Below are 22,401 nucleotides of genomic sequence, written 5' to 3'. Positions count from 1 at the left end.
AATTAAATGTGTTGGTTTATAAGTTTTTTAGTTAATGAAGCGAATAGCGTTATTGTTCCTTGGAATTGCAGCAGCATGTTTTTCGGCTGTTGCACAGAAACCGGATATGGATGCCCGGAAGTTACAGATGGCTCTATATGCGATCACCAACTTGTATGTGGATCCGACTGATGAAAGTAAGCTGGTGGAAGATGCCATTACAGGTATGTTGGAAAAACTGGATCCTCATTCTACGTATACCGATCCTGAAGAAACAAAAGAGATGACAGAACCGTTGGAAGGTAATTTCGACGGAATCGGTATTCAGTTTAATGTTTTGACAGATACGGTGTATGTAATTCAGGTTATACCTGGCGGTCCGTCGGAAAAAGTAGGTTTGGTTGCCGGTGACCGGATTGTACAGGTAAACGACACGGTGATTGCCGGCGTGAAGATGAAAACCACCGATATCATGAAACGTCTGCGCGGACCAAAAGGATCGGAAGTCCGTGTAAAAGTAAAGCGTAGTGGAGAACCGGAACTGTTGGACTTTACCATTGTTCGAGGAAAAATACCGGTGCATAGCATCGATGCCGTTTATATGGCAGACAAGTCGATTGGATATATCAAACTGAACCGTTTTGCCGCTTCTTCTACCCAGGAATTTAAAGAAGCCTTGAAGACACTTGATAAGAAAGGAATGAAGAAGTTAATTCTTGATCTGGAAGGTAATGGCGGAGGTTATTTGAATGTAGCCATCGAACTGGCGGATGAATTTCTGTCACGAGGAAAACAGATTGTATATACACAAGGATCCAAACAGAAAAGACAAGATGCCATTTCTACCTTACAAGGTTCTTTCGAATCCGGAGATTTGGTTATTCTGGTGGATGAATCATCTGCCAGTGCCAGTGAAATCCTTTCAGGAGCCGTACAAGATTGGGATCGGGGTGTGATTGTTGGTCGTCGTACCTTTGGCAAAGGATTAGTTCAGCGTCCGTTACCGCTTCCCGATGGTTCAATGATTCGTCTGACAGTAGCCCGTTATTATACGCCTACCGGACGTTGTATCCAGAAACCATACGAAAAGGGGAAAGGTGAGGATTACGCCCATGACCTGATTGACCGTTATAATCGGGGAGAACTGATGAGCGCAGACAGTATCCATTTCCCGGATTCGATGAAATACAGTACGTTGGCTAATGGTCGTACAGTTTATGGTGGCGGTGGTATTATGCCGGATGTATTCATTCCGATGGATACGACACGTTATTCAGATTATCATCGTGACATTGTGGCAAAAGGTTTAGTAAACCGGGTAGCCATGAATTATCTGGACCGGCATCGGGAAGAGTTGGGTAAAACATATAAAAAACCGCATGTCTATAAGGAAAAGTTCGTTGTGACAGATGAAATCATGAATGAACTGAAAAAGATGGCTGATGAGGCAAAGATAACTTTCAAGGAAGAAGAATATAATCGTTCGCTGCCTCTGATCCAATTACAGATCAAATCCCTGATAGCACGTGATCTGTTTGACATGACGGAGTATTTTCATATTATCAATGATGTAAATAACAGTTATCAGGAAGCATTACGTATCCTGAATGATGAAGAAAGGTATCACAAAATATTAGGAGTTAAACAATAATGTACTGGACGTTATTTCTGACATTTGTCAAGATAGGAACATTTACCATCGGTGGTGGCTATGCCATGCTGCCTTTGATTCAGCGGGAAGTTGTAGATCATGGTTGGATGACGAAAGAAGACTTTATTGATATTTTTGCCGTTACGCAATCGTTACCTGGTATTTTTGCGGTGAATATATCTATCTTCGTCGGATATAAATTGCGTAAAAATTTAGGAGCTCTCTGTTGTGCTTTAGGAACGATTCTTCCTTCTTTCCTGATTATCTTAGCCATTGCATTGTTCTTTACACATGTACGGGACAACGAGTGGATAGAGAAAGCATTCAAAGGCTTGCGTCCGGCCGTTGTTGCCTTGATTGCTGTTCCGTGTCTGACGACAGCCCGTTCCATCAAGCTTTCTTATAAACAATTGGTTATTCCTATTGGAGTCGCTTTGTTGATTTGGTTAGGTGGTGTTTCTCCGGCATGGATTATTTTGGCTGCTATTGCCGGTGGTCTGATTTATGGATTAAAAATTAAGAATTCGAAGTTAATCAAGTAGCTTTAAATTTATTGTTGATAAGTTTCTTGGATGGAATATAATTAAACTCAAAACTTATGATCTGGTTACAATTATTATATGTATATCTGAAGATTGGTATATTGGGATTTGGCGGAGGATACGCCATGTTGTCATTGATTCAGGCTGATGTGGTAGACAGGTATCAGTGGATTTCCTTACAGGAGTTTACTGATATAGTAGCTATTTCGCAGATGACACCCGGACCGATTGGTATCAACAGCGCGACTTATATTGGTTATACAGCAATTCATAATGCCGGTTATTCTCCGGCGATGAGTATATTGGGGTCATGTCTGACTACCTTTGCCGTATGTTTACCTTCATTCCTTTTAGTCTTATTAATTTCTTACTTCTTTGCCAAATTCAAGAATAATAAATATGTAGAGGCTGCCTTTTTAGGTCTTCGTCCGGCTACGGTAGGTTTGATTGCGGCTGCTGCCTTATTGTTGATGAATCATGAAAATTTCATAGACTATAAAAGTTTCTTGATTTTCGGTGTCGCTTTTATTTTGACATGGAAATTTAAGGTACATCCTATCTTGATGATCTTATTGGCGGGTCTGGCCGGAATTGTGATTTATTGGTAAGACGATTCAATTAGAAATAGTAACCTAAATTGAGGAAGAACTGAAGTTTTTGGGTTCTGTTTGATAGGCTGAAGGAAGCATTCATCGGACCAAACATACTGTTATAGGCATAGCTTAGACTGCCGCCCCAGATGTGATGTCCCTTCAGCAGATTAAAGAAGTTGTCTTCATGTACACCATAGTTGCCGGTCAGTGAAATATAATGCCGGCCACTGATGCGTTGCCGTAATTGCAGGCGTAACGAAAGAAAGGCATTGTCCAGAAATTCTACGTGATTAATTCCTGCGAAAGGTAACTGATGATCTAAGTAATGACCTTCCGTTTCTCCACCGACGGCATTTAGATATGGATAGGCTGCATCTCGTCCAATCAATACACGTCCGTAGACGGCTGGAAGAATACTAAAGTGACTGGTGACAGGTATTACAGATAAAAAATTAGCACTTAAAGCAGAAAAAGGCGTATGACCCTGATAGCCGACGAAATTATCGGTATATACCGTATAATCAGCTTTCAGTGAAACGCCCCGGTTCGGATAATAACTTCGGTCGAGTGTCTCGAAATGGGCCGAAACAAAATAGTTGATAAAGTTTTGTGTCTTGAGATCGATGGGAAGTTCTCCATTATTCAAGACCGATTTGTAATTGTAATGTTCATATCGGATGCCTGTCTGTACTTTAAAGCAGAGCCAATTCATATCAGAATAGGAAAACTCGGCAAAATGGTTGCGGAAAGTTGTATTGAGGGCTTTCTCTCCATAGTGGTAAATATCCAAATCCTGGTAAGTGAATTTATATGACAGATTCAGATTACGTAAGGGATTACGTTCGATAGAATAATCAACACGTCCGTATGTCTTTTTCCCTACGCGTCCCGTAATCGCAAATTTAGAGTGAAACTGAGTATGATAATCGAATTTTCCATTTAATAGGACGGCAATGATTTCTTCTGAATCAAACCGTAAGCCAACATTCACCGAACTGGCTGACTTGGGTTCTACAATTAAATGTAGGTCATGAACATCTTCGCCTGTCAGTTTGTAACTTACGTTAGAATAAGCATTGGTACCAATTAAAATAGACATGGCATGATGCAGTTTCTTGAGTGATATCCAGCTGTTTTCCTTTAATTGGCTGATTTGTAACAGCCACTTTTCATCTCGAGGATCAGCTCCTTCGAAATATATTTTACGGATCAGAAAAGAATCCTGAGGTTTAAGAACGGATGTTTTCGAATACGTATGAGGAAAAATACTGTCTGTTCCTATCTTTTCTTTAAGCGCAATCAGTTCATTCCATTGTCTGCGGGCAGCTTCTTCTCCACGTATAATCAATGTATCCAATGCTGTTGAAGTAAAGCTGGCCGAATTATAAGGAGCTGTGTTAGGACGGATAAGTAAATCGGTAATGGATGTATTGTGGGTATATTTGTCATAACCGTGTAAGGCTACAATTTGTCCGACTACATCAATCGTTGAATTTATATTTTGCAGGCTTTTCAAGTCGCTGGTTCCTAAATCAACACCAATGATTACATCAGCACCCATAGATTTGACAACATCTGCCGGATAATTATTATTTAGGCCGCCGTCGACCAAGATCATACTGTCTAATTTAACAGGAGTAAAAGCTGCCGGAATAGCCATACTTGCCCGCATGGCAACAGGTAAACTGCCCTTTTGGAAGACATAATCTTTGCCATCAACCAAATTTACGGCTACACAGGCAAAGGGTATCGGAAATGAACGGAAATCGACAGAATCATGGTAACCGATAGTTAAGTTGGAAAAGAGATTTTGCAGGTTCTGTCCTTTAATCATACCATCTACCAGACGATCTTTCTTATCAATACCGAAAGGAAGCGAGATGACATAACGTTCAGAATTTTCTTTTTCCGGGAACGTCAGGTTATCTCGTTTTACCCGGTCACTTAATAATAATTGCCAGTCTTGAGAAGCCACCATGCTGTCTATTTCTGCAGCTGAATATCCAATAGAATACAGTCCTCCGACAATAGCACCCATGCTCGTACCAGCTATATAATCAATGGGAATCCCTGCTTCTTCCAATACTTTCAGTACACCAATATGCGAAACCCCTTTTGCTCCGCCACCGCCTAAAACTAATCCGACCTTTTTACGGGCTTGGATTGAATCTGGACAGAAACAGACAATTATTAATATGTAACAGATGAGTTTTAGTAGTCGCATATTATTCTTTTTAGGACTTTAGATGGCAAAGATACTATATTCGATTCAATGAACGCTGTGCCTTAATTGTAGGAATGTAGGTTAATTTGTAGGGAAAAAGGATTTGTATTGAATAATAATATGTAATTTGGAGGCATTATTTAAAATACAATTTTATGGATATAACAAAGTATATGACAGGAATCCAACATGTTGGAATTCCAACAAACGATCTGGATAAGACGATTGCATTCTATCAGCGTTTAGGATTTGTAGTAGCTCATCAGACAGTGAATGAAAAAGCAAACGAAAAAGTAGCTTTTCTGCAATTTGGTAATTTAACCATTGAAACTTACGAGAATCATGCAGCAACATTGCGTTCAGGAGCCATCGATCATGTGGCCATTGACGTCAAGGAAGTTGATAAGCTGTATGAGGAAATCAAAGCGGGCGGTTTTCATATACTCAATGATTCAGTACAGTATCTTCCGTTTTGGGAAAAAGGTGTTAAGTTCTTTACTATTTTAGGTCCTAACGAAGAGCGAATTGAATTTTGTGAACGGTTAGCATAAGAAAAAGAAAATCTGCAAGAATTATATTTTATGTATACAATTCTTGCAGATTATTTTCCCCTGAATGCATCAATCGCTTATTCAGGGGAATTTTATATTCGGTGATAAGAAGTTATCTTAACCTATTAATGAATAGCCCACCACAACGGAGTCATTACATTATCCGGTCCACCTAACAATTCAATTGCTTTAGCATAACCTGTAGGGTCAGCATTGTTCAAGTTTGACGGGAATCTCAGACGCTGTGGATATAATTGCCAATTCTGACCTTGTGTATAAGAAGACGGCTTCCAATACGGTTCCATATCAGAACCTGTCAAAGTAGCTTCATTGGCTGGTATATCGAAGAACGGAAGACCTAAACGACGATAATCATTCCACATTTCCAATGCTAAGTAAGGAGTCTGAGCAATATATTTCTGAGTAATAATCTTAGTCAGCTGGTCATTCAGTTTCTTGCCCTTATACAGAATCTTATTAGCATCCGGATATTGGTAAGTCATTGTCTGAGCTGCATTTGTATAACCATCAACATAATTAACCGTCATATTTGTTGGTTCTGTAGTATGTGTAAAGCTAACAGAAGTACCTACACGGTTATAATCAGTAGAAGCCAGATAATTATCAACATACTGAGATACACCGAAATATTCAAAGCTGCTTCTTACACCACTTTCATAAGCTTCCTGAGCAGAAATACCTGTATTCCAACCATACAAAGAAGCTTCAGCTAATAAGAAGTATGTTTCCCACGGACCGAACCAAACACGTTTGTTACTACTGTTACAATAGTTTTTACCAAGCAGAACACCTGTATCCCAAATAGAACTTAATACTTGGTTTTTAGCAAATTTAGAAGACCAAGAACTATTCTGACCTGCAGGATAGTAATTCCAAGTAAACTGAGCATCCAGTTTGACAACTTCATTACCTTTCTCATCTACTAAAGCATGAGATGCATGTCCTTTGGATGAACCTTTATCAATATAGTTTTCGGCAGTCTGATCATTAGGTAAACAGAATATTTTCAATCCACGCGGATCAATATTCTCAGGAATACCATCCATCCAGAACTGTTTAGTTGGGTTATCCGTATTTTCTGCATAGTGCTGATCGAACTTCAATCCCATATAATTCATTGGCTTAATATAAGAAGCTAAATCTGGGCGTTGTTCAGTAACAGGAATACCGCCTAAACCAACCAATATATTTGACATAGTAGAAGACAAAGCCTGGTCATCCCAAGTACGCGTATAAACACCTGCCCATGCATTCCATTGATCATATTCCTGAATAGCATACATGTCATTTAATGTAGTAATAGAGGCTCCTTTTGCAGCATCCTCAAATTCTGATTTGGCTTTAGAAGGATTAACTTCAGATAAACGCATTGCATAGCGCATACGTAAACTATTACCTAACTTCTGCCATTTTGTAGCGTTGTATCCAAATCCCGGATCACCCTTAGCTTCGTCAGTTGTAGGTTCAACAGCCGTGTTGATAGACGCAGTTGCTTCTTTTAATTCAGAGAGAATATAATCATAAGTTTCTTCAACACTATTGAATGTTGGATTATCAACCATGAAAGCATCAAGAGGATAAGGACCGAATGTATCAGTATATTCTGCAATCAGAAGAGCACGCCAAATACGAGCAAACGCTTTAATATTGGGATAAAATTCAGCTTCATGACCAGTAACATCAGTCATGTTATCTACTCGTTCGACAGCAAATGTAGCATACTTCAACCAGTTAGTTACTTGATTAAAATAAGCTTGGTTATATCCATCATTATAACGACCTACGTTCAAGAATGACATTTCACCACAAACACGTGCTGCACTTGCCCAGTTATAAACTACTACACGCTCAGCCACATCTGGATCTTGCTGAGCCAAGTAAATGGCGTTATTCAAAAAATAATCAGGCTTTACATATTCTTCACCCACTTGTTCAGGACTGATATTCACATCTTCGAAATCAGAACAGCCTGCAAGTCCAAGGGTTGTAAAGCATAATCCGATAAATAATTTATTAATATTTTTCATTTTAGTCAATTTAAATAATTTAGAAACCAAGTGTTACGTTAAACAAGTAAGTACGAGAAGTTGGAGCTGCTGCATTTTCAAAACCTGTAGCATTCGTACTTGTGGCATAAACAGATTCAGGGTCTATACCATTCAAGTAGCTCTTGATCATCCAAACATTATTACAAGAAACACCTAATTTAACTTGCTGGAACGGTGTTTTACTTAATGATGCTTTAGGTATCGAGTAGTTTAATGATACATTACGCAAACGGATGTTGGTTGCATTGTATATATTTGCTTCACCGATACCTAAGTTACCACTAGATGTAGCTATGGCAGTCCAGTAATCCTGAGGTGTTACAGCTATTGTACTTGGTGTGTAACCTCCATTTCCATCAGAAATAACGCCATCAACAACAAAACTTTCACGCTGTCCGTTAGGTGCAGTGACGCCAGCAACACCATTAGCTTGTAAGATACGGTTAGTTCCAGAGAAAATATCACCACCAAAACGTCCATCAATTAAGAAACTAAAGGTGAAGTTTTTGTATGAGAATGTGTTGGTCCATCCTAATAAGCAGTTAGCCTGCTGATCACCGATTTTCTCTGATGAAGAAGTTCCCTGTGGTAACCCACTGTCATTTAATAACAGTTTTCCATAATAAGGACTGCTTTCGTCAGTAACACGTTGGAATTTAGTTCCCCAAATTTCACCGTAGTTTCCTCCGGCAACAGCATAAACATATAAGTTATCATAACCACCCAAAGAATAAGTCATGTTCTTATATTCTTCACCAGGCAACAATTCTATAATTTATTGCGGTTGGTAGAGAAGTTCAAGTTCATGTTCCATGCAAATTCTTTTGTTTGTACAGGCGTTGCATTTAACATGATTTCCACACCAGTATTCTGGATATCACCGGCATTGACCTTCATTGATTCATAACCAGACAAACGGTTCATCGGAATATTCAGCAACTGACGACGAGCGTTTGATTTATACCAAGCAGCATCTAATCCTAAACGGTTGTCAAAGAAACGAACTTCAGCACCGACTTCCCATGATGAAATCAACTCACTACGTACATCTTCGTTATATAATACTGTACCGTTGGTTTCACCCATGATACCACCTGTAGAACCATTGGTAGAGATTTTATATAAGTTATACAGCTGATATGGATCCAAGTCGTTACCTACCTGAGCGAAAGAAGCACGTACTTTAGCATATGTAAACCAGTCAGGCATGTTTTTATCTATCTTATTCATCATATCACTGATAACCCATGATACGCTGACTGACGGGTAGAAGAATGAACGGTTTTTCTTGCTCAAAGCTGATGACCAGTCATTACGGAAAGTTCCATCCAGGAATACCCAACCATCGTAGTTAATACCTAAAGTTCCATATAAAGAGTTGATCTTTTTATTCTCGAATGTTTGCTCTTGAGAAAGATCTCCTTTATCACCATTTGTAATCCAGAACTGATCAGGAACGGTCAGTTTTCCTAAACTGTTCTTTAATCCAGTTTTACGGCGCTCCATTAAGTTACCACCAAAAGTAACAGTACCACCCCATTTTCCGAATACATTATCTTTCTGGGCTGTGATTAAGAAGCTATAGTTGTTTTCGTAGAACTTTTGTTCTCCAGTACTATAGCGTCCATTATCCTGCAAAGGACTACCGTCATACAATTTAGTTTCTGTTTCTGTGAAGTACATATCACTACCGGCTTTGATTTCAGCATTTAACCAGTCTGTGAATTTATATTTCAAAGAAGCGTTCATCAAGAAACGGTTACGACTATCTTGGTTCAAGTTGTAATCTTGTGCCCAGTAAGGGTTCAGACCACTACCTCTTTGCCACCAGCGCATATCCCCATTAGCATCTTTGTTATTCTTAAAGTCAGTAATATCCAAAGAAATTGGAGTCGTATACATGGTAAGGAAGGTATTGGAATCATTATTACCTGATAACGGACGGTTTTTAGCAATGGTGTTGATGTATTGAATTTTTCCATCAAAAGACCATCTGTCATCCTTACCAAATGTAGAAGATGCACGCAATGTCATGTTTGTACGATGCAATTTAGCACTTGGGATCTTATTGGCATCATCCATACGGGTTGCAGAAGCATAGATTGATGTCTTATTATACATCTGAGAGAAAGAGAAACTTTCAGTTGTATTGATACCCGTATTGAAATAATTGTCAATATTATCGTAGTAAGTCATGTTTTGTGTATTACCTTCCCAGTCAGTATAGCTTTGGCCTTCGATTCTTGGACCCCAGCTATAACTTGAAGTTCCATCGTAAAGACCTTGTGTACCTTGTCCGAATGTTGTCTGACGTTCAGGTTTCATGAAGATTGTTTCAGCAGAAACAGAACCAGAAATAGTAATACCTAAACCAGGATTCTCACGTCCTTGTTTTGTTGTAATCAAGATAACACCATTACCTGCTCGAGATCCATACAAAGCTGCTGCTGATGCTCCTTTTAATACAGACATTGATTCAATATCTTCTGGGTTAATATCTGACAGACCGTTACCCATATCGATAGAAGGGTTCCACATATCATTGTTGTCTGCACCCGTAAAGTTATCCATAGGGACACCATCGACTACGATCAACGGTTGGTTCAGACCCGTAACAGAGTTACTACCACGTAACTGGATTTTAGAAGAACCGCCCGCACCGTTACTTGAACGGATGATCTGTACACCTGATACTTTACCAGTTAAAGCGTTAGCTAAGTTAGTTTCACGCGCTTGTACCAAATCGTCTCCTTTTACTTCCTGCATGGCATAACCCAAAGATTTTTCAGAGCGTTTGATACCTAAAGCGGTTACAACAACTTCTTCCAACTGCTCTGAATCTTCAGCTAAAGTAACGCTGATGGATGGTTGTCCAGTGTAGGGAATTTCTTGTGTGGCATAACCAATGTAAGAGATTTGAATGACATCGCCATTCTTCAAGCCTTCCAATGTGAATTTACCATCCAAATCGGTAATGTTTCCATTGGTTGTTCCTTTAATGATTACAGATGCTCCGGTAACCGGACCAAATGAATCAACAACTGTACCTGTGACTTTCCCGTCTTGCTGTGAAAAATCAATGCCAGGTTTAACCGGAGCTATTTCTGCATAGATATTACCAGTGAGGCTCAATGCAGTAGCTACTAGCAGTAAGCTAATCGATTTAGTTCTTCTCGGCATAGTAGATAAATATTACATTTGTTTATAAATAAATTGCTTAATCAACCTTTTTACGTAAGTTCAAACCAGACTACGTTAAAAACTGCATAAAAGCACAAACTATTTTTATGTCACACCTATGTAATAATGGTTAATTTTTTGTAATGGATAGATATTTAACATATCTCTATCTATTTATCTTGCAATATTATCAATTTAATAAGTTAGCATCTAACTCTGTTTCTTGGAAAAGTGGGCGTTTATTTATATTAATAGTGCTTATTTATCAAAAATAGGATGTATAGAATAATCTTTTTGTTTAATATATAAGTTTATTTCTTATTTTATTAAACCTGTGTTGCTTGTAATAATTTTTAGGTATGCAAATATACAAAGGCACGGGAAAAAGGACTCTTATGTGAGTTCTGAATCCGTGCCTTATAAATATATTCAATTGGGAACTATTTTTATTCCATTCTTCCCGACTTCCCGATCATGTCGCGGATACGGTCATTGAGGGCTGAACATTGCATCAAATCTTCGAGCGTGATGTGCATCCGGTACCGCCAATAATGACGTGGATTGGCAGGAACATTGATTCGTTCGGCATCTGCATCCGGATAACGTACTTCTTCATTGATCGAAAGCCAATCCTGCAGTGAGAGAATGCAGAACATGGAGTTGCCCAGCAGATGTTTCAACACGATGGAATCGCATAGCCAACCTGGTGCTTCAGCTGGATAATCACCCCAACCACCCAATACATCGTAGAAGAAACGGCGGGTGAGATTTGCGTCTTCGTGCCACCATCCGCGAAGGGTTGACATATCGTGGGTTGAAATAGTACATACCGAACGATATGGATAGTGTGCCGGATCACCAAATGTTTCGGCCGGATTCTTCGGCATACGTTGGATTTCAAGACTGAGGATACGCAATTCGTCCATTACTCCTTTCACACAATCCGGGATCATTCCCAAATCTTCACCACAAACAAGCATACGGGTCGAGTCAGTCAGTTCCGGCAACTTCTTCATGGCTTCGTGATACCAGAAATCATTATGGCGATGATAGAAGTAGTGCGTATAAAGCTGGTCGAAGGCTGATTTCTCTGAAGGAGTCAGACTTTCATATACCGGTTCATTCTGAACGGCAATACGTGGGTGATAAAGGTTCGGGTCTTTTCGGTCGACAACGAACAAGACGTTGTTGATCAACTCAAACAAACCTTTTCTCAACAGATTGCTCTGCGGATCGTTCTTCCCGTTGAAATGTTGTTCAACCAGGCGTTGTGTATTGTATTCTGGCCGTAAGGCATATTCGTGCGGTGTGATCTGGAATAGATATTCCTGCTTGACCTGGTCTTTTAGTTCTCCAAACTTTGCTTCCAGAATGTTTTCAGTTATATAAGGTTTGGTGAACGCTTCTTTGCGGAAGAACAAACCAAAACGATTGATCTCTTCGGCCGACATAGGCAGGGCAGGAACAAACTGGCCCAACAACCCTTGCACGGAATGTGAAGGAATTTCCCAAATACGGAAGAAACCTAAGATATGATCGATACGATAGGCATCGAAATATTCTGCCATTTTGCGGAAACGTTTTTTCCACCATTTATAGCCATCCTGTTGCATGGTATCCCAATTATAGGTAGGGAAACCCCAGTTTTGTCCGGTTTCAGAGAATGGATCGGGTGGTGCTCCTGCTTGTCCGTTGAGGTTGAAGTAATACGGTTCTGTCCATGCTTCTACACTGTTCGGACTAATGCCAATAGGAATATCACCTTTTAACAGTACACCTTTGTTACGGGCATATTCACTGGCTGTCCGCAATTGAACATGTAAAATATATTGTAGGAAATAATTGAAGCGGGCAACCGGTCGGCATTCTGTATCTTCCTCAGCCATTCGTGAAATAGTTTCTTCGTGATAAACCTGATGTTCCGGCCAGTTACGGAATACCGGTGTTCCGTATTTGTCTCTCAAATAGCAGAAGACGGAATAGGGCACCAGCCAGTGTTTGTTTTCCTTGAAGAACAGACGAAACTCGGTGGATTCCAATAATGTTTTTCCCATCTGTTGGAATAGGAGATGAAGATATTCCAGTTTGTATTGGTTTACAGCTTCATAATCTACTTGTGGCAGAGCATTCAATTCCTGTCGATGTTGTTCGAAACTTGCCCGTTGTTCAGCATCTTCTAATGTTTCCAACTGGTTAAGATCGATATACATCGGATGGAAGGCATAAATGGAAATGCTATTATATGGATATGAGTCGGTCCATGTATGTGTTATAGTAGTATCGTTAATCGGAAGAATCTGTACAACCTTTTGTCCGGTCAGGACTGCCCAGTCGATCATCTTCTTCAAATCTCCGAAATCACCGACACCGAAACTCTGTTCTGATCGGAGTGAAAAGACCGGTACTGCCACACCGGCTGCTTTCCAGGCTGGCAGATCAAAATGTACTTCATCATCAGAGATTACTAATAAATCACCTTCTTGCAGAGGTAAGGAAGATATCTGACGATTATTACCGCTGATCCATTCTCCTTCACAGTTATTTTCTGTATCCCATGCTAAGTATTTATATTCGAAAGGATATCTAATGCCCGTAGCATCAAGTAAGATACACCATTCATTGGGTCCGCAGGGTTGCATCATCTTGGGTGTTTTTACATCCCATTCACCTAAAATACGCTGGTTGCCACTAATGGCCAGTTGCCACTTCTTGTGTCGGAAGCGTGGGCAGCGTACTTTCAACAAGATAGATTTCGAATGGCTTATTTCCGTTCCAGATGGATAATAAGGAGCTTCTTCTCCGGAAAAAGCAGAACTGTAAAAGTATGAATCTTCCGGACGGTCGCGCCAGGCATCGTTCAGGATTAAATGAGTATAAGCTTGGTTCAAATTCAGACGTCGTTTAACCCCATTCCATTCCTTACGCGTACAAATTCCATCTTGGTAGATGGCATATTGATAGTTGATTTCTGTCGGGCAAGTAATCGGATCTAATTCCAGGCTGCCGCGCCAGATTTCACCATTACGGGTATGAAGCGGAAACTCCATACCGTCGGAGAATAGAATTCGGACATCTTCTCCCCAATGTGTATGATAAGGTAGTTGAAAAGAAATTTTCATATTAGTTGGATTTAGATGTTTCTGTTGAATGTTGTTTGATAAAAGAGACGCAAACCGCTCCAATCAGCAGGAAAATACCGGCGATAACCAACATATTGGTTTCAGGAGGTAATGAACCTGCTTCAGTTTGCATACGTAATAAAGAGCCTCCTGTAGCAGCTGCTACAATCTGTGGAACGCATATTGTACAGTTGAACAATCCCAAATAAGCCCCCATATGTCCGCCTTTAAGCGCATTAGTCAATAAGGTAAATGGTAAGGCCAGCATAGCTGCCCATGCACAACCTATCAGCAAAAAGGAAACGAACATACCATAAGGATTATGGATAAAATAGATGGAGATAAATCCGATGCCTCCTAAAATGAGGCTTAACGTATAAGCTAATTTAACTCGCTTGATATTCGGGATGACAACGGCCCAGATAACAGAACCGATTGCTTGTACGGCAAACAGAATACCAACCCAGTCGGCTGCATTCTGATACTCTACAGACTGCGTATTCAATACTACAGAAGAGATTCCGTCAATAACTTTTTCGACTACGGGTGCGTGAAAGGCTTGTGTAGCGACAGCACCGCTCGTATAGGTCCACATAAACATGAATGCAGCCCAGCAGAAGAATTGAACCAGTCCAACAGTCCAGAATACCGAAGGCGCATGTTTCAATAGAGTAAAGACATTGGTCTTCTCTTGTGGATTTTCTGGTTCTATCTGATGGTATTCTGCATATTCTTTCGGTGGATATTCTTTGACGGTAAAGGCTGTATAAAAGACGCACAAGACCAGTATTAATGCTCCTATATAAAATGAATAGATGACAGAATCGGGAATGACTCCTTTGGGAGCAATATTACTGATGCCTATCCAGGTAAAGATAAACGGAAAGAGATATCCTACCAGACTACCGGCATTACAGAGAAAGCTTTGGATAGAGTAGGCGAGACTTTTCTGCTTCTCGTTCACCATATCGCCTACCATCATCTTAAAAGGTTGCATGGCGATATTAATAGATGTATCGAGTAGCATCAGGGCAAACAGACCGAAGATCATAGCTTGGGCAACAGTAAATCCAAAACTCCCGGCATTAGGCAAGAGGCACATGACGATCAGTGCTAATGTCGCTCCGAGAAATAAATAGGGAATACGCCGTCCCCAGCGCGTCCATGTCTTGTCACTGGCAGCACCGATGATGGGTTGTACAATCATACCAGCCAACGGTGGCAATAACCAGAAATAACTTAACTCATGCGGATCGGCTCCCAGGGTGGAAAAGATCCGGCTGATATTGGCGCTTTGTAAGGCATACGCAATTTGTACACCAAAAAATCCGAAACTGATATTCCATAGCTTCCCAAAACTATGGTCGGGTATTGTCTTCATGTATTCAATGTGTTTTAGATGATTATTGATTCTTGATTAAGATGGTGGCCGACTGTGCATCCACTTCCAGATTCGGGCCTGTATGAGTTCCCAATCCATTGCGATCAGCTTTTCCATTTTTTACAACTACCTGATATGTATCATCCGGAATTTGTACTTTCCTATTAGTCTTATTGCTGTTCAAGACCACAATGATCCGCTGTGCTGAATCGACTCCTTGTATGTCCTTCAATTGAAAGGCTACTAAATTATCACCTTCCACTGGCAGGAATTCCAAATGCTCGCGTACTTTTTCAGCTGTTCCCAAATAGAAAGCTGGATGTGCCCGACGGATGGCGATCAGCTCTTTATAATACTGATATAAATCATGATACTTTGTTTTATTCGTCCATGGAATCGCATTGATGGCATCCGGACTTTTATAACTGTTGCCTACTCCTTGCTTGGTACGGAATAATTCTTCTCCACAGAAGATAAAAGGAATACCTTGTGAGGTCAATACGGCTGTCTGAGCCAATTTATCCAATTTAAGTACGGTTTCTTCCGACGTATCATTTCCCAATGTATTTATTAAACGGTCACGCAGGCAATGGTCGTCGTGGCAACTTACATAACTGATATGTTGGGTTGGTTCGGCTGCCCAGAATTCGTTGGCTTTTACTTGTTTATGTAAGACACCTCCGGCAATACCGAATTTTACTTCTTCTTCGTGTCCCGGCAGGCCTACTATAAAGGCTCCTTTATGATGATCAGAGAACGGACCGCGTAAACCGTCACGCAGATTATCGCTGAAAGCAGCAATACCTGGCATGCGATACGTATATTTCTTATAGGCAAGTTTATTTTCATCATATCCTAACTGACCGACAGCCCAGCCTTCGCCGTATGTCAGGATGGTTGGATCAATGGCGTTCAGTGCTTCCCGAATAGCGTTCATGGTTTCTATATCGTGGATAGCCATCAAATCAAAGCGGAATCCGTCAATGTGGTATTCTTTAGCCCAGTAACAAACCGATTCAACCATGTATTTGTGCATCATCCGGTGGTTGCTGGCTGTCTCGTTTCCACAAGCCGATCCGTTACAGAACTCTCCGTTCTCGTACATACGGAAGAAATAACCGGGAACTGTCCGTTCAAACGGGCTGTCGGCAGCTGAGTATGTATGATTGTATACGACATCCAGTACAACACGGATACCGGCTTTATGCAAGGCTTGTACCATTTCCTTGAATTCCTTGATTCGTGTGACCGGATTATAAGGATCAGTGGCATATGAACCATCAGGCACATTGTAGTTCTTCGGATCATATCCCCAGTTATATGCGTTCTGATCTAATTTTGTTTCATCTACCGAAGCAAAATCAAAAGAAGGCAGAATATGTACATGGGTAATGCCTAATTCTTTCAGGTGATCAATTCCTGTTTTTTCTCCATTGGCAGTGGTTGTTCCTGTTTCTGTCAGTGCTAAGAATTTTCCTTTATGTTGTATCCCTGATGACGGGTGAATGGAGAAATCGCGATGGTGCATTTCGTATAAGACAATATCTGCCGGATTTTTCATTTCCGGTCGGGTATCGTTATTCCAATCCTCAGGATTGGTTTCCTGGAAATCTATGATGGCGCCCCTGTCGCCGTTTACACCCACAGCACGGGCAAAGATTCCGGGTGTCTCTTTTTGCCATACATCATCGATATTCACTCTAAAGGTGTAGAATTTTCCTTTCAGGTCTCCTTGTACGGTTTGATTCCAACTTCCTTTCAGATCGGGATCGAGGGGAATGATCTGTTCCGGTTCCGGACTGTCGTATAAAGTGTAGATCCGGATTTCTGCTTCGATAGCAGAGGGCGCCCATAAAGAAAATTGTGTAGCTGCCGGCGAATAATTCATTTCACAAATTGGTTGATTTGGAATGGCGTAATCTGGTTCTGCAACAATTTGCATTCCTTCAACAGGTGGTATGGCATAAGTAAATTCAGTCATACATATACTCATGCAAATAAGTGTAGAGAGCTGGTTGATTTTCATGATCCTTGGTTTATTGATTAGCAATTAAATCTGGAACAAAGCTAATGAATTTCAAAATAAGAAAAAAGTTAAGGTTAGGTTTTTCGTATGTATTAAATGAATCAGGCACGGACAGTATAGATGTACACCATTGATGGGATATCTATACCCTCCGTGCCTGAAGAACACGTTAATTATATGTTTGCTTGTCTATTTTTTAATTACTGAAAGCTGCATAACCCGGATTCTGAGTTAAATTCGGATTTAACTGCCATGCATCCTGAGAAATAGGCATTAATTTCAGATGTTCACCTGTAAGACGAGCACAATTTGATTCTGGCCACATACCTTGGTCGTAACAACCGAAACGGATATCATCCTGTCGTGAATAGCATTCCCATGCTAGTTCTAAGCGACGTTCAAGTTGGACATCGGCAAGTGACACGCTTGAATAATCATGATCAGAATTGCCGTATGCACGTTCACGGATCGCATTAACTAAGGTTGTAGCTTCACCGGCATTACCTCCTCCTCGTAATAAAGCTTCTGCTTTCATTAAATATACATCAGCCAAGCGGAAAATATGGAAGTCATTTTCCATTGACGTTGTTAAGTCCGTAGCAAATTCCCATTTGAAGCAGCGGGCTCCATCATGCTGATTAACTGCACCCCAGTTAGAACCGGCATATTCTGTGCCAGGGATAATGGTAACATCAACTGTATGATTTAATTCATATCCATGGTCTGTTATAACAGGTTCTCCAGTAGTTTGATCAATAATCATTCCAATTAAGAAACTACCTTCACGACGAGGATCATCTTCCGGGAATAATTTTACATAATCCGGCTGGGCACAAATACCATTCCATGTATTTGCTGCATCAATTCCTAACGCTAAATAATCTTTATAGTGCAAGGTATTGTTGTGTAGTTCCCACTTGATATTACCATCGCTACCTGTATCGGCACTGCTGAAAGTAGCTGCTAAGATAGCTTCTTTTGAGTTCTGGTTGTTGACACTAAAATTATCTTTCCAATTAGGTTCCAAGGTATATCCCAACGACATAACTTTGTCGCAGTACTCAACTACCTTTTGATAATTGTTTTCAGATGTAGTTACGCCCCAAGCTTCTGCATTCAAATACAGTTTAGCTAATAAAGTATAAGCAGCACCTTGTGTAAATGAACCATAATTAGCAGTAGATACTGTTGGACAAATATCTTTAATCTCGTTTAGCTCTGTTGTTAACCAATCAAATACAGTCTGACGAGAAGAATTGTTAGGATATACTTTGTCTGTTGCACTGTATTCAACTAGTAAAGGTATATTTCCCCAATAATCCATCATAACATAAATCCAAAAAGCACGTACACCTCGTACATCAGCTATTTTAGTTTGTTTATCTGTTTCACTTAGTACTGTCGAATTCTGGAGCAGGTCGATTGCTGCGTTGCAAGTAGCAATTGATTCAGTAGCTGCATCCCAAGAGTCACGGATGCGAAGAGTCATACCTGTCCATGAATGCATATACATTTCTGCATACTGACCACCATCGTACCAGTCACCGCCTAAACGAGTCGGGACAACAGCCATAGAGCCGGCACATTCAGAGGTGTGCATGAAAGTTGTAGCAAAACGTTTCATTGTATTATGAGCGTTGCCTACCAGTGCGTTGATTTCAACATCTGTTTGGCCGAATGTTTCTGCAGGAAGTTTGTCATACACCGTTTCATCCAAATTAAAACATGATGTTAAACCTCCTAACATACATATTCCTGTTAAAAAAGATAATATAGTTTTTCGTTTCATAAGTAAATCTCCTTATTAGAATGTTAAGTTAACACCAAATGTAAATGATCTTGCTTTTGGCATATAGTTACGTGGTTCAATACCTGGATCCAGACCGGCATTATTATCAGTTGCTTCACCACGGAAGTTTTCTACTTCAGGGTCAAGACCTTTATAACCTGTAATTACGAACAAGTTTTGTCCTGCTACATATACACGTGCTTTTTCTAACCAGTCAATTTTCTTTGTATTGAATGTGTAACCTATTGACATATTGTCTAAACGAAGGTATGAAGCATTTTCAATGTAGTATGAGCATATACGAGAGTTCTCACGTAATACTAACAAATCATCATTGTCCATTGCATTGTTACCATCAATATACGTGTTGTTACCATAGGCAGCCAGCGGGTTATTCAAGACTTTGTTGCCGATAGTTCCACGGAAGAAGATGCTAGCATCCCAGTTCTTCCAAGAGAAGGTGTTATTCCATCCGTAAGTCAAATCCGGCTGGGCATCACCACAGTATGTACGGTCATCATCTGTAATCTGACCATCGCCATTGATATCTTCGATGATATATTTACCATTTTCATCTAATCCATTACATTTCAGCATATAGAATTGGCCGACAGGATGACCAACTTCAAGGACATGAGAGGTTACACCTGAACCACCACGGATCCATGGATCACCTACATATACTTTGCCTGTAGAATATAATTCGTTAGACAATTTTGTGATTTCATTTTTATTGTGTGCTAAGTTGATAGAAGTATTCCATGTGAAATTCTTATTACGGATAACGTCTAAATTCAATAAAATTTCAACACCGGTATTCTTCATATCACCTACGTTGGCAGCAATGGTATTATACACATAGGTAGGAGTAGAAACTTCATAATTATACAACATATCTGAAGTTCGTTTGTCATACCATTCGATAGTACCGTTCAAACGGCTGTTGAATAATGTAAAGTCTAAACCGATATTCAACATAGCTGTCTGTTCCCATTTTAAATCAGCATTGGCATTCTGTGACATTCGATAAGCAATAGGCCATGCTCCATTACTGTAATAAGTTCCGGCTGCTGAATACAGATCCAATGATTTATAAGGCTGTAAACCGTCTTGGTTACCTGTTACACCATAACCGGCGCGCAGTTTCAAGTCGTTTACCCAATTAACATCTTCCATGAAAGATTCCTGACTGATACCCCAAGCTGCAGATACGGATGGGAAAGTACCCCACTTATGATTGGCACCGAACTTAGAGGAACCATCTCGACGTACTGTAGCGGTGATCATATATCTTTCCAAATAGCTATAGTGGGCACGGGCAAACAAAGAGATCAATTTATATTCATTTCGGCTGGAAGTGATGTTACCAATTTGTAATAAGTTACCACTTTGCAGATTATCTGCTCCCATTCCTACCACAGCGAAGTTTGAAACTTGTGATCTTTGATCGGCATATTTATTACTTTCCCAAGAGTAACCGATGATAGCATCTAATTTATGCTGTTCGTCACTTCCGAAAGCTTTGTTATAATTACCTGTCCATTCCAACAAATCACGATCCCAAGTTCTTGCTTGGCGGACACCTAGACCTGTGGAACCTTGCCCTCTGGAGTTACGAGGATCTTGCCATTCACTATAATCAGAATTAAAACGACTCTTATACAATTGAACTTTGGTTGTCAATCCATCTATGATAGTGAATTGTACATCACCAGCTCCATAGAAATAGTTGTTTGTTCTTTTCTTATAGTTCTGATCCTGGTTCTGTACCGGGTTACCTTGGTCGTAATTGTGGTTCGCATCGGTGAAATAAGAACCATCTGCATTATAAACCGGATATACAGGCAACATGTTGTAGGCCAAGATGAAGTCATCTGCAAACGGCATCTGCATATCAGTCAGGGTAGCAGAACCGGTTAATCCAATACGCAAACGATCGTTAATGGCACGCTGCTGGAACTGGAAACGGAAGCTATGGCGCTTCATCCAGTTATCACGGGCAACACCGTTACGGTCCATATAGGTATAGGATGCACGGTAGTTGCTCTTTGATGAACCACCCGACAAAGACAAAGAGTGTTGCTGAGAAATACCTGTACGAGTCATTTCATCGAACCAATCAGTGTCATTGTTATATTTATCATAGATAGAAATATCTTTCCCTAACGCTTCATTGGCAGCTCTCCATTCGGCTGCATTCAGCATGTCGGGCTTGTTGGCAACAGTTGAAGCGGTTACATAACCGTCATAATTAATTTGCGTCTTAGATCCTGATCCACGTTTAGTCGTAATCAAGATAACACCACCGGCGGCACGTGATCCGTAGATGGCGGCTGAGGAAGCATCCTTCAAGACAGAAATTGATTCAATATCTGAAGGAGAAACTGTTGACATATCACCACCTGGAATACCATCGATAACGATCATCGGGCCCTGGTCGTTCTGTAAGGTTGAAGTACCACGCAACTGGATTTGTGAGCCACGGGTTACATCACCCGAACCAGAAGTAATGGTCAAACCGGCAACTTTACCTTGCAACAAGTCGGAAGCATCACGGGTTACACCTTTGTTGAAGTTTTCTTCTGAGACATTGGCAACAGAACCGGTAATTTCTTTACGAGTCTGTGTACCATAACCGATTGCTACAACTTCACCCAAGTTTACTACGGAAGATTCCAGTTTGATAGGAACAGTGTTTCGTCCTTTTACAGCTTCTTCAATGGAGTTATATCCCACGTAAGAAACTTGCAGGACTACATTTTTCATGTTTTCCACGTTAATAACATAATTACCGTCCATATCGGTAATTGTGCCATTAGTAGTTCCTTTTACTAGGACGTTCGCACCGATAACCGGTTCACCGTTTTCGTCCACTACAGTACCTTTAATCATACCTTTCTGTGCAAAGACAGCTCCTGTCATACAGAAAGACATCAACATCGAGACTGCTGCAGTCCTCGAATGTTTGAAAGAAGAGAACATTTTCTTTCTAAGCATAGACATCCTTTTTTCAGGTTAACTAAAAAATTTGTTATTCACGATTAGCACATAATCGTTATAATAAATCGAGTACAAATAGGCTAACTTTAACTAGAATTGTACTCTTTTCATTACGACGCTGTAAAAATAATAAAAAAAGTAATTAAACGGTATGTTTAACACTGTTTTTTTCTGAATTTATTTTAATGTTAGCTCTTTCGGTATGTATATATAATATAAGGTATAGGTTTTTATTTAAGTATTGTTGGAGCTTTCCCTTCGAAAACTCCTTTTCTTATATAGATTTATTTATAAAGT

Annotated in this window: 11 protein-coding genes and 1 pseudogene; 4 read left to right on the top strand and 8 right to left on the bottom strand. The window is 40.2% G+C overall.

Annotation, left to right across the window (positions count from 1 at the left end; translation table 11 throughout):
* Positions 1 to 34 precede the first annotated feature (34 nt).
* The 3 genes from NEE14_RS11275 to NEE14_RS11265 are packed head-to-tail and all read left to right on the top strand — an operon-like array spanning position 35 to position 2,780.
* Complete coding sequence (locus NEE14_RS11275; protein WP_251967803.1) at positions 35 to 1,630, top strand: S41 family peptidase; 1,596 nt, start codon at positions 35 to 37, stop codon at positions 1,628 to 1,630.
* Positions 1,630 to 2,172, top strand: a complete 543-nt coding sequence (locus NEE14_RS11270; RefSeq protein WP_251967804.1) for a chromate transporter — start codon at positions 1,630 to 1,632, stop codon at positions 2,170 to 2,172. The genes NEE14_RS11275 and NEE14_RS11270 overlap by 1 nt, the downstream gene beginning before the upstream one ends.
* Positions 2,173 to 2,228: 56 nt before the next feature.
* A complete protein-coding gene (locus NEE14_RS11265; protein ID WP_251967805.1) occupies positions 2,229 to 2,780 on the top strand; it encodes a chromate transporter in 552 nt (183 codons plus the stop codon).
* Positions 2,781 to 2,790: 10 nt separating this feature from the next.
* Here the strand turns inward: NEE14_RS11265 and NEE14_RS11260 are convergent, their stop codons facing one another.
* Positions 2,791 to 4,989: a patatin-like phospholipase family protein gene (locus NEE14_RS11260; RefSeq protein ID WP_251967806.1), complete on the bottom strand. Its 2,199-nt coding sequence runs from the start codon at positions 4,987 to 4,989 to the stop codon at positions 2,791 to 2,793.
* Positions 4,990 to 5,144: 155 nt separating this feature from the next.
* Between NEE14_RS11260 and NEE14_RS11255 the strand changes: the two genes are divergently transcribed.
* Complete coding sequence (locus NEE14_RS11255) at positions 5,145 to 5,540, top strand: VOC family protein (RefSeq protein ID WP_251967807.1); 396 nt, start codon at positions 5,145 to 5,147, stop codon at positions 5,538 to 5,540.
* A gap of 125 nt (positions 5,541 to 5,665) precedes the next feature.
* Here the strand turns inward: NEE14_RS11255 and NEE14_RS11250 are convergent, their stop codons facing one another.
* The 7 genes and pseudogenes from NEE14_RS11250 to NEE14_RS11220 all read right to left on the bottom strand — a co-directional run bounded on the left by NEE14_RS11250 (position 5,666) and on the right by NEE14_RS11220 (position 22,101).
* Positions 5,666 to 7,588, bottom strand: coding sequence for a SusD/RagB family nutrient-binding outer membrane lipoprotein (locus tag NEE14_RS11250; protein WP_251967808.1), 1,923 nt, complete (start codon positions 7,586 to 7,588; stop codon positions 5,666 to 5,668).
* A 19-nt stretch (positions 7,589 to 7,607) separates the two neighbouring features.
* A pseudogene (locus NEE14_RS11245) lies at positions 7,608 to 10,789 on the bottom strand (SusC/RagA family TonB-linked outer membrane protein).
* A gap of 446 nt (positions 10,790 to 11,235) precedes the next feature.
* Positions 11,236 to 13,908, bottom strand: coding sequence for a 4-alpha-glucanotransferase (locus NEE14_RS11240; protein ID WP_251967809.1), 2,673 nt, complete (start codon positions 13,906 to 13,908; stop codon positions 11,236 to 11,238).
* Between the two features lies 1 nt (position 13,909).
* Positions 13,910 to 15,289, bottom strand: coding sequence for an SLC45 family MFS transporter (locus tag NEE14_RS11235; RefSeq protein WP_251967810.1), 1,380 nt, complete (start codon positions 15,287 to 15,289; stop codon positions 13,910 to 13,912).
* 22 nt (positions 15,290 to 15,311) lie between these two features.
* Positions 15,312 to 17,315, bottom strand: a complete 2,004-nt coding sequence (gene pulA, locus NEE14_RS11230) for a type I pullulanase (RefSeq protein ID WP_251967811.1) — start codon at positions 17,313 to 17,315, stop codon at positions 15,312 to 15,314.
* Positions 17,316 to 17,511: 196 nt separating this feature from the next.
* The gene (locus NEE14_RS11225) at positions 17,512 to 19,104 is read right to left on the bottom strand and encodes a RagB/SusD family nutrient uptake outer membrane protein (RefSeq protein ID WP_251967812.1); all 1,593 of its coding nucleotides are present in this window, start codon (positions 19,102 to 19,104) and stop codon (positions 17,512 to 17,514) included.
* A gap of 15 nt (positions 19,105 to 19,119) precedes the next feature.
* Positions 19,120 to 22,101 carry a SusC/RagA family TonB-linked outer membrane protein gene (locus NEE14_RS11220; protein ID WP_251967813.1) on the bottom strand — a complete coding sequence of 994 codons (2,982 nt, stop codon included), beginning with the start codon at positions 22,099 to 22,101 and terminating at the stop codon, positions 19,120 to 19,122.
* Positions 22,102 to 22,401: the final 300 nt, after the last annotated feature.

The sequence above is a fragment of the Parabacteroides sp. AD58 genome (assembly GCF_023744375.2).
Taxonomy (GTDB): domain Bacteria; phylum Bacteroidota; class Bacteroidia; order Bacteroidales; family Tannerellaceae; genus Parabacteroides; species Parabacteroides absconsus.
The sequence above is the reverse complement of the archived record's forward strand: the minus strand, read 5'-3'. Positions and strand labels throughout refer to the sequence as shown.

Coding starts and splice junctions, on each gene's coding strand:
- NEE14_RS11275 (WP_251967803.1), top strand. CDS start 35: ATGAAGCGAATAGCGTTATTGTTCCTTGGAATTGCAGCAGCATGTTTT.
- NEE14_RS11270 (WP_251967804.1), top strand. CDS start 1,630: ATGTACTGGACGTTATTTCTGACATTTGTCAAGATAGGAACATTTACC.
- NEE14_RS11265 (WP_251967805.1), top strand. CDS start 2,229: ATGATCTGGTTACAATTATTATATGTATATCTGAAGATTGGTATATTG.
- NEE14_RS11260 (WP_251967806.1), bottom strand. CDS start 4,989: ATGCGACTACTAAAACTCATCTGTTACATATTAATAATTGTCTGTTTC.
- NEE14_RS11255 (WP_251967807.1), top strand. CDS start 5,145: ATGGATATAACAAAGTATATGACAGGAATCCAACATGTTGGAATTCCA.
- NEE14_RS11250 (WP_251967808.1), bottom strand. CDS start 7,588: ATGAAAAATATTAATAAATTATTTATCGGATTATGCTTTACAACCCTT.
- NEE14_RS11240 (WP_251967809.1), bottom strand. CDS start 13,908: ATGAAAATTTCTTTTCAACTACCTTATCATACACATTGGGGAGAAGAT.
- NEE14_RS11235 (WP_251967810.1), bottom strand. CDS start 15,289: ATGAAGACAATACCCGACCATAGTTTTGGGAAGCTATGGAATATCAGT.
- pulA (WP_251967811.1), bottom strand. CDS start 17,315: ATGAAAATCAACCAGCTCTCTACACTTATTTGCATGAGTATATGTATG.
- NEE14_RS11225 (WP_251967812.1), bottom strand. CDS start 19,104: ATGAAACGAAAAACTATATTATCTTTTTTAACAGGAATATGTATGTTA.
- NEE14_RS11220 (WP_251967813.1), bottom strand. CDS start 22,101: ATGCTTAGAAAGAAAATGTTCTCTTCTTTCAAACATTCGAGGACTGCA.